Here is a 7,365-nt window from a genome sequence, read left to right as displayed (position 1 = left end):
CGTGAAGTAGTCCCGACCGGAAGTTTCCGTCATTTCACACAGGCTCATGGTGTGCTATCGGTCCGGCCCTGGTTTCCGGATTTGAACAGCATTCCCAATGAGCCGAGCCCCATGAGCGTCGCCGTCCGTTTCGCTCCCAGTCCGACCGGTATGCTCCACGTCGGCAACATCCGTCTGGCGCTGATCAACTGGCTGTTCGCCCGTGCGCACGGCGGCAGTTTCCTGCTGCGCCTGGACGATACCGACCTGGAGCGTTCGACGGCGGAATTCGCCGCCGGGATCGAGCGTGACCTGGGATGGCTTGGGCTGGATTGGGACCGCTTCGCCCGCCAGTCCGACCGCCTCGACCGCTACCATCTGGCGATGGAAGCGCTGAAACGCTCCGGCCGGCTTTATCCCTGCTACGAGACGGCCGAGGAACTGTCCCTGAAGCGCAAGAGCCTGCTCGGACGCAGCCTGCCGCCCATCTACGACCGGTCCGCCCTCAAGCTGACCGACGAGGATCGCGCGCGGCTGGAGACGGAAGGCCGCAAACCGCATTGGCGCTTCCTGCTCCGGCACGACCCGGTCGAATGGGACGATCTGGTGCGCGGTCCGCAGCACTTCCATGGCCGCGACCTCAGCGACCCCGTCCTGATCCGGGAAGACGGCCGCATCCTCTACACGCTGTCGTCCATCGTGGACGATATCGAGCTTGGCATCACCCATGTCATCCGGGGGGAGGACCACGTCGCCAACACCGCCGTGCAGATCCAGCTTTGGCAGGCGCTGGATGGTCCCGTGCCGACCTTCGCCCATCTGCCGCTGCTGAGCGACGCCACCGGCGCCGCCCTGTCCAAGCGGCTCGGCAGCATCGGCATCTCCCATCTGCGCGACGAGGAGGGGGTCGAACCGATGGCGATCAACAGCCTTCTCGCCAAGCTCGGCACGTCGGACGCCATCGAAGCCCGGCTGACGCTGGCAGAACTGGTGGCCGAGTTCGACATGGCGAAGGTGTCGCGCGGCGCCCCCAAGTTCGACCCGGAGGAACTGAAGCGCCTGAACGCCCGCGTGCTCCACGCGACTCCCTTCGAAACCATCGCCGCGCGGCTCGCCGCCAAGGGCTATGCCGGCGTGGACGAGGTCTTCTGGAACGCCGTCCGGGCCAATTTGTCCCGCCTGGACGACATCGCCGACTGGTGGCACGTAGCACGGGAGCCGATCCAGCCCGTTATCGGAGACGCCGAATTCGCCGCCGCCGCCGCGTCGCTGCTGCCGCCGGAGCCGTGGGACGACACGACCTGGGGCGCCTGGACCAATGCCGTCAAGACCGCCACGGGCCGCAAGGGCAAGGCGTTGTTCATGCCCCTGCGTCAGGCTCTCACAGGCCTGGATCATGGACCGGAACTCAAGAATTTGTTACCTCTGATAGGCCGCGAACGGGCAAGCGCCCGGCTCGCCGGACAGGTTTCGTAAGGATAAACCCGGTGCCGCTCGATCTTTTCAATACGCTCACCCGCCGGAAAGAACATTTTGAACCGCTGGTAGCGGGCAAGGTGGGCCTCTATGTCTGTGGCCCGACCGTCTATGATTACGCCCATATCGGAAATGCGCGGCCGGTGGTCGTGTTCGACGTGCTGTACCGGCTGCTCAAGCACCTCTATCCGGAGGTGCGCTACGTCCGCAACATTACCGACGTCGACGACAAGATCATCGACCGGGCTAGCCAGAGCGGCGAGCCGATCGACAGCGTGACCGCGCGGACGACGGAGGCCTATCACCAGGACATGGCGGCGCTGAACGCGCTGCCGCCTGATATCGAACCGCGAGCGACCCGCCACATCGCCCAGATGGTCCGCATGATCGGGAAGCTGATAGACCAGGGCAACGCCTACGAGGCGGACGGCCACGTCCTGTTCAGCGTCCCGTCCATGCCGGACTACGGCAAGCTCTCCCGCCGCTCGCGCGACGAGCTGATCGCCGGGGCGCGCGTCGAAGTGGCGCCTTATAAGCGCGATCCCGCCGATTTCGTGCTGTGGAAGCCCTCCGCGGACGACATTCCCGGCTGGCCGAGCCCCTGGGGACGCGGACGGCCCGGCTGGCATATCGAGTGCTCTGCCATGGCCGCCGAGCATCTGGGTGAAACCTTCGACATCCATGGCGGCGGGCTGGACCTGATCTTCCCGCACCATGAGAACGAGATTGCGCAGTCCGTCTGCTCTCACGGCGGGGCACCTCTCGCGCGCTATTGGGTGCATAACGGCTTCCTGACCGTGGAAGGCGAGAAGATGTCCAAGAGCCTGGGCAACTTCTTCACCGTCCGCGACCTGCTGGGCGAGTTCCCGGGCGAGGCGATCCGCCTGACCCTGCTCGGCGCCCATTACCGCCAGCCGCTCGATTTCACCCGCGACCTCCTGCGGCAGTCCAAGGGCAACCTGGACCGCTGGTACAACGCTCTCCGCTGCGCCGGTGAAGTCCCGTCCGAGACCGATGTCCCGTTCGAAGTCCTGGCCGCCCTTGAGGACGATCTGAACACGCCGATGGCGATCGGCCACGTCCACGCACTGGCGACGGCGCTCAACAAGGCGACCGATCCGGCCGAGAAGGCCAGGTTGAAGGGCGGTTTGCTGGCGGCGGGACGCCTGCTCGGCATCCTGCAGCAGGATCCGGTCGCCTGGTTCCAGGGCGAAGCCGGCGGAGCTGTGGCAGACGACGCCGCCGTCATCGAAGACCTGATCGAACGGCGCAAGGAAGCCCGCAAGTCGAAGAACTTCGCGGAAGCGGATCGCATCCGGAAGGAACTGACCGACATGGGCATCGTGCTCGAGGACGGCCCCGGCGGCACCACCTGGAAGCGGGCATGACCATGGGCGACCGGATATACCTGTTCGACACGACGCTCCGTGACGGCGCCCAGACCCAGGGTGTCGATTTTTCGGTCGCCGACAAGATAGCGATAGCGCGGGAACTGGATCTGCTGGGTATCGACTATATCGAAGGCGGCTGGCCGGGCGCCAACCCGACCGACGACGCCTTCTTCGCCGACCCGCCGGAACTCCGCAACGCCACCTTCACGGCATTCGGCATGACCCGCCGTCCCGGCCGCAGCGCCGCCAACGATCCGGGCCTGGCCAGCTTGACCAGCGCCAAGTGCGACGCCGTCTGCATGGTCGGCAAGACCTGGGACTTCCATGTCGATGTCGCGCTGAACATCCCGCGCGACGAAAACCTGGATCTGATCCGCGACAGCATCGCCCTGATCGTCGAGCGGAAGGGCGAAGCGCTGTTCGACGCCGAGCACTTCTTCGACGGCTACAAGGCCAATCCCGACTATGCGATCCGGTGCCTGCTGGCCGCCTACGAGGCCGGCGCACGCTGGATCGTGCTGTGCGACACCAATGGCGGCACGCTGCCGGACGAGGTCGAAAGCATCGTCCGCGCCGTGACGGAGCGCATTCCAGGCACCAGCCTCGGCATCCACACGCACAACGACACCGACAATGCCGTCGCCAATTCGCTGGCGGCGATCCGTGCAGGCGCCCGGATGGTGCAGGGGACGCTGAACGGGCTGGGCGAGCGCTGCGGCAACGCCAACCTCGTGTCCCTGATCCCGACGCTCATGCTCAAGATGGGCTTCGAGACCGGGATCTCGGCGGAGGGATTGCGCCGTCTCTCCCACGTCTCCCGCACCGTGGACGAGCGGCTGAACCGCGCGCCCAACCGGCACGCTCCCTATGTCGGGGAAAGCGCCTTCGCCCATAAGGGCGGCCTCCACGTCTCGGCGGTCGAGAAGGACCCGGCCAGCTACGAGCATGTCGAGCCTTCGACTGTCGGCAACCGGCGGACCATCGTCGTGTCCGATCAGGCCGGCCGGTCCAACCTGCTCGCCCGTTTCCGCGAGATCGGGATCGAGATCGACGCCAGGGACGAACGGATCAACACCCTGGTCGATCTGGTCAAGCGCCGCGAATATGACGGCTACGCCTATGACGGGGCGGAGGCGAGCTTCGAGCTTCTGGCCCGGCGCGGCCTGGGCGAGGTCCCCGACTTCTTCCGCCTCCAGTCCTTCCGCGTGATCGACGAGCGGCGCTGGAACGCCCGGAATGAATTGATCACCCTGTCGGAAGCGACCATCAAGCTCGACGTCGGCACCCAGTCCGTCATGACGGTGGCGGAAGGGAACGGCCCGGTCAACGCGCTTGACACCGCTCTCCGCAAAGCCCTGCTGCCGGTCTATCCTGCCCTGGAAGGCCTGCGGCTGGTCGACTACAAGGTCCGCATCCTGACCCCCAACGACGGGACCAAGGCCGTGACGCGGGTCATGATCGAGAGCACCGACGGCCACGGCAACCGCTGGACCACGGTCGGGGTATCGGCCAACGTGATCGACGCCTCCTACAACGCGCTGCACGACAGCATTACATACCGGCTGTTCCGTGCCTCGGGCACCGGAACGCCGGACGCATCATCCGACGACAGATAGAGACATGGCAGGAACCAACCCGATGCGGGAGTCCGTCCTGGGCGGCCCCGCGATCATTCTGATCGAACCGCAGCTTGGCGAGAATATCGGCACCTGTGCCAGGGCGATGTTGAACTGCGGCCTGACCGACCTTCGTCTGGTCCGTCCGCGCGATGGCTGGCCGAGCGGCAGCGCCAAGGCCGCTGCCTCCGGTGCCGATATCGTGCTCGACAACGCCCGTCTGTGCGACACGACGGAGGAGGCGATCGCCGACCTTTCCCACGTCTTCGCCACGACGGCCCGGAACCGCGGAATGATCAAGCGCATCATGACCCCGCGCGAAGCGGCGGTGGAGATGCGGGCACAGTCGGCCGCCGGACTTGCGACCGGCGTGCTCTTCGGGCCGGAACGCACCGGCCTGTTCAACGACGATCTGGCGCTGGCCGATACCAGCCTGACGGTCCCGCTCAACCCGTCGTTCAGCTCGCTCAACCTGGCGCAGGCGGTGCTGCTGATCGGCTATGAATGGTATCAGACGGGCGACGTGACGCCCGGCCGCTATCTCCATACCGGCGCCACCCGCCCGGCCAATAAGGAAGAACTGGTAAACTTCTTCGATCACCTGGAGCAGGAACTGAGCGGCAGCGGCTTCTTCTCGTCGCCGGAAAAGAAGCCCTCAATGATTAGATCGATAAGAAATTGCTTCCAGAGGATGGACTTGACGGAACAGGAGGTCCGGACTTTCCATGGCATAGTGTCAGCCTTGACCGGCCGGAAGCGAGTTTATCCCAAAGAATAGGTCTGATGGATACTTCCCTAACTACCATTTAGTGGCATGTTCCTTGCTGATACTCCGATAGTTCGTATATCGGAGGACACCATGGACTTAAGAAAATTTGGCGAAAGCCTCATTCGCGCAATCCGCCATTTGCAAATTGCGGGGCAACCTGCAAAACCCCGGGTCAGAGTGGCGGAAGCAGGCATTCTGCTCAACGATGCGACGATCGAGATCGAATCCGTCATCGAAGAGATCGAACGGTCCGGTATCGATGGCGGTGTCAGGGCCGACCTGCACGAAGCGACGGCGCTGATCCAGGAGGCACTCCAGCTACTCACCGGCGTCCATCAGCGACTGGCGTAGAAGCGGGTACGGACGCGATCTTCGCACAGTGATCGATCGCTTTCCGCCTCATGGCCGGTATGCCGATGCAATGGACATTCCCGCATGATCATTGCGTCGGCAAGTGATCGGACTCGAAAAGATGCCGCTTCGCGGCGCTTTCCTTGCCGCCCCGGTGCATCGGTATTTGACTTTGCCTTCCGCATCCGTATAGTGCGGCGCTTCCTCCCAAGAAGGTGGGCGTGCTTATGGTAACGCCCCGTCCGCGGACGTTCGCTTCCGGCAGGACCTATTGGGACAACAAACAGTGCTGAAAGCGATAATCGTATGAGCAAGCGTCAAGAGTCCAAGTACAAGATCGACCGCCGTTTGGGCGTCAACCTCTGGGGCCGCCCCAAGAGCCCGATCAACCGCCGTGAGTACGGCCCCGGCCAGCATGGTCAGCGCCGCAAGAAGCCGTCCGACTTCGGCTTGCAGCTGATGGCCAAGCAGAAGCTGAAGGGCTACTACGCCAACATCGGCGAGAAGCAGTTCCGCCGTCTCTACGCCGAAGCCGTCCGCCGCCGTGGCGACACCGGCGAGAACCTGATTCAGCTGCTCGAGCGTCGTCTCGATGCGGTCGTCTACCGCATGAAGTTCGTCCCCACTCCGTTCGCGGCCCGTCAGTTCGTCAACCACGGCCATGTCCGCGTCAACGGCAAGCGGGTCAACATCCCGTCCTACCAGGTCAAGGACGGCGACCTGATCGAGGTCAAGCAGAAGTCCAAGCAGATGGCGCTGGTCCTCGAGGCGATCGCTTCGGGCGAGCGCGACATCCCCGATTACCTGGACGTTGATACCGGCGCTCTCAAGGGCACCTTCGTCCGCGCTCCGGCTTTCGCCGACGTGCCGTATCCGGTCCAGATGGAACCGAACCTCGTGGTCGAGTTCTACAGCCGCTAATTTCCGGCTGATACAAACTTAATAAGGGCCGCCTGTGCGAACAGGCGGCTTTTTCTTTATATGCTCGATGCCCGGCCGTGCTCGACGGCCAGAACTCAGTGCCTGGCGCGATGGCTCAGAAAAGCGTCGGTGCTGTAGATCGCCAGCGCCAGCCAGATCAGGCCGAAGGCGACGGCATGGGCGCCGCTGAACTCCTCGCCGAAGACCATCACGCCGATCGCCAGTTGAAGCGTCGGGGACAGATACTGCATCAGGCCTACCGTGGACAGCTTCAGGCGCTGAGCGCCCATATTGAAGAAGATCAGGGGCAGGGCCGTGATGACGCCCGAGACGACCAGCAAGGACGCCATGCCGGGAGCATCGAGCGAGAACGTCGCAGTCCCGTCGCTCCACAGCCAGAGCAGATAGGCCGCCGCCAGCGGCGTCAGCATCGCCGTCTCGACCAGCAGGCCGACCAGCGGATCGATGGCTGCTTTCTTGCGGATCAGGGCATAGAAACCGAACGACGTCGCCAAGGTCAGCGAAATCCACGGCAGCTCACCCAGGCTGACCAGCAGGCTGGAAACGCCCAGCGTGGCCAGCGCTACGGAGAACAGCTGCTTGCGGTTCAGCCGTTCTCCCAGGAACAGCATGCCGAGCAGGACGTTGATTAGCGGATTGATGTAGTAGCCAAGGCTGGTCTGCACGATATGGTCGTTATTGACGGCCCAGATGAACAACCCCCAGTTTGTCGTCACCAGGGCGGTCGTCACGATGTAGAGGCCGACCCTGCGGAGGCTCGACAAGGCTCGGGGGACGTCACGCAGGTCCCGCAGGATCGCGACCAGCACCACCATCAGCAGGAGCGACCAGATTACCCGAT

At 64.1% G+C, this 7,365-nt stretch carries 7 protein-coding genes; 6 read left to right on the top strand and 1 reads right to left on the bottom strand.

What is annotated here, in order from left to right:
- The first annotated feature begins 111 nt into the window (after nucleotides 1–111).
- The 6 genes from gltX (at nucleotide 112) to rpsD (ending at nucleotide 6,503) form a co-directional block, all read left to right on the top strand.
- Nucleotides 112–1,455: a glutamate--tRNA ligase gene (gene gltX / locus AC5JJ6_RS33630; RefSeq protein ID WP_496046213.1), complete on the top strand. Its 1,344-nt coding sequence runs from the start codon at nucleotides 112–114 to the stop codon at nucleotides 1,453–1,455.
- A gap of 11 nt (nucleotides 1,456–1,466) precedes the next feature.
- Nucleotides 1,467–2,843, top strand: a complete 1,377-nt coding sequence (gene cysS, locus AC5JJ6_RS33625; RefSeq protein ID WP_496046212.1) for a cysteine--tRNA ligase — start codon at nucleotides 1,467–1,469, stop codon at nucleotides 2,841–2,843.
- Nucleotides 2,840–4,462, top strand: coding sequence for a citramalate synthase (cimA, locus tag AC5JJ6_RS33620; RefSeq protein ID WP_496046211.1), 1,623 nt, complete (start codon nucleotides 2,840–2,842; stop codon nucleotides 4,460–4,462). Before cysS ends, cimA begins: the two co-directional genes overlap by 4 nt.
- Before the next feature lie 4 nt (nucleotides 4,463–4,466).
- Complete coding sequence (locus AC5JJ6_RS33615; RefSeq protein WP_496046210.1) at nucleotides 4,467–5,240, top strand: RNA methyltransferase; 774 nt, start codon at nucleotides 4,467–4,469, stop codon at nucleotides 5,238–5,240.
- A gap of 81 nt (nucleotides 5,241–5,321) precedes the next feature.
- Entirely contained in the window at nucleotides 5,322–5,582 is a 261-nt protein-coding gene (locus tag AC5JJ6_RS33610; protein ID WP_496046209.1) for a hypothetical protein, read from the top strand.
- A 306-nt stretch (nucleotides 5,583–5,888) separates the two neighbouring features.
- A complete protein-coding gene (rpsD, locus tag AC5JJ6_RS33605) occupies nucleotides 5,889–6,503 on the top strand; it encodes a 30S ribosomal protein S4 (protein ID WP_496046208.1) in 615 nt (204 codons plus the stop codon).
- Between the two features lie 95 nt (nucleotides 6,504–6,598).
- On the opposite strand, the gene rarD is transcribed toward rpsD, so the two are convergent.
- Nucleotides 6,599–7,365: EamA family transporter RarD (gene rarD, locus AC5JJ6_RS33600; RefSeq protein WP_496046207.1), on the bottom strand; the 767-nt coding region annotated here is incomplete at its 5' end.

The organism is Skermanella sp. (assembly GCF_059503625.1).
This window is presented reverse-complemented; position numbering and strand designations above follow the sequence as displayed.

Bases quoted from the DNA above. Each gene is read 5' to 3' on its own strand.
- gltX (WP_496046213.1), top strand. From the start codon at position 112: ATGAGCGTCGCCGTCCGTTTCGCTCCCAGTCCGACCGGTATGCTCCAC.
- AC5JJ6_RS33610 (WP_496046209.1), top strand. From the start codon at position 5,322: ATGGACTTAAGAAAATTTGGCGAAAGCCTCATTCGCGCAATCCGCCAT.
- rpsD (WP_496046208.1), top strand. From the start codon at position 5,889: ATGAGCAAGCGTCAAGAGTCCAAGTACAAGATCGACCGCCGTTTGGGC.
- cimA (WP_496046211.1), top strand. From the start codon at position 2,840: ATGACCATGGGCGACCGGATATACCTGTTCGACACGACGCTCCGTGAC.
- AC5JJ6_RS33615 (WP_496046210.1), top strand. From the start codon at position 4,467: ATGGCAGGAACCAACCCGATGCGGGAGTCCGTCCTGGGCGGCCCCGCG.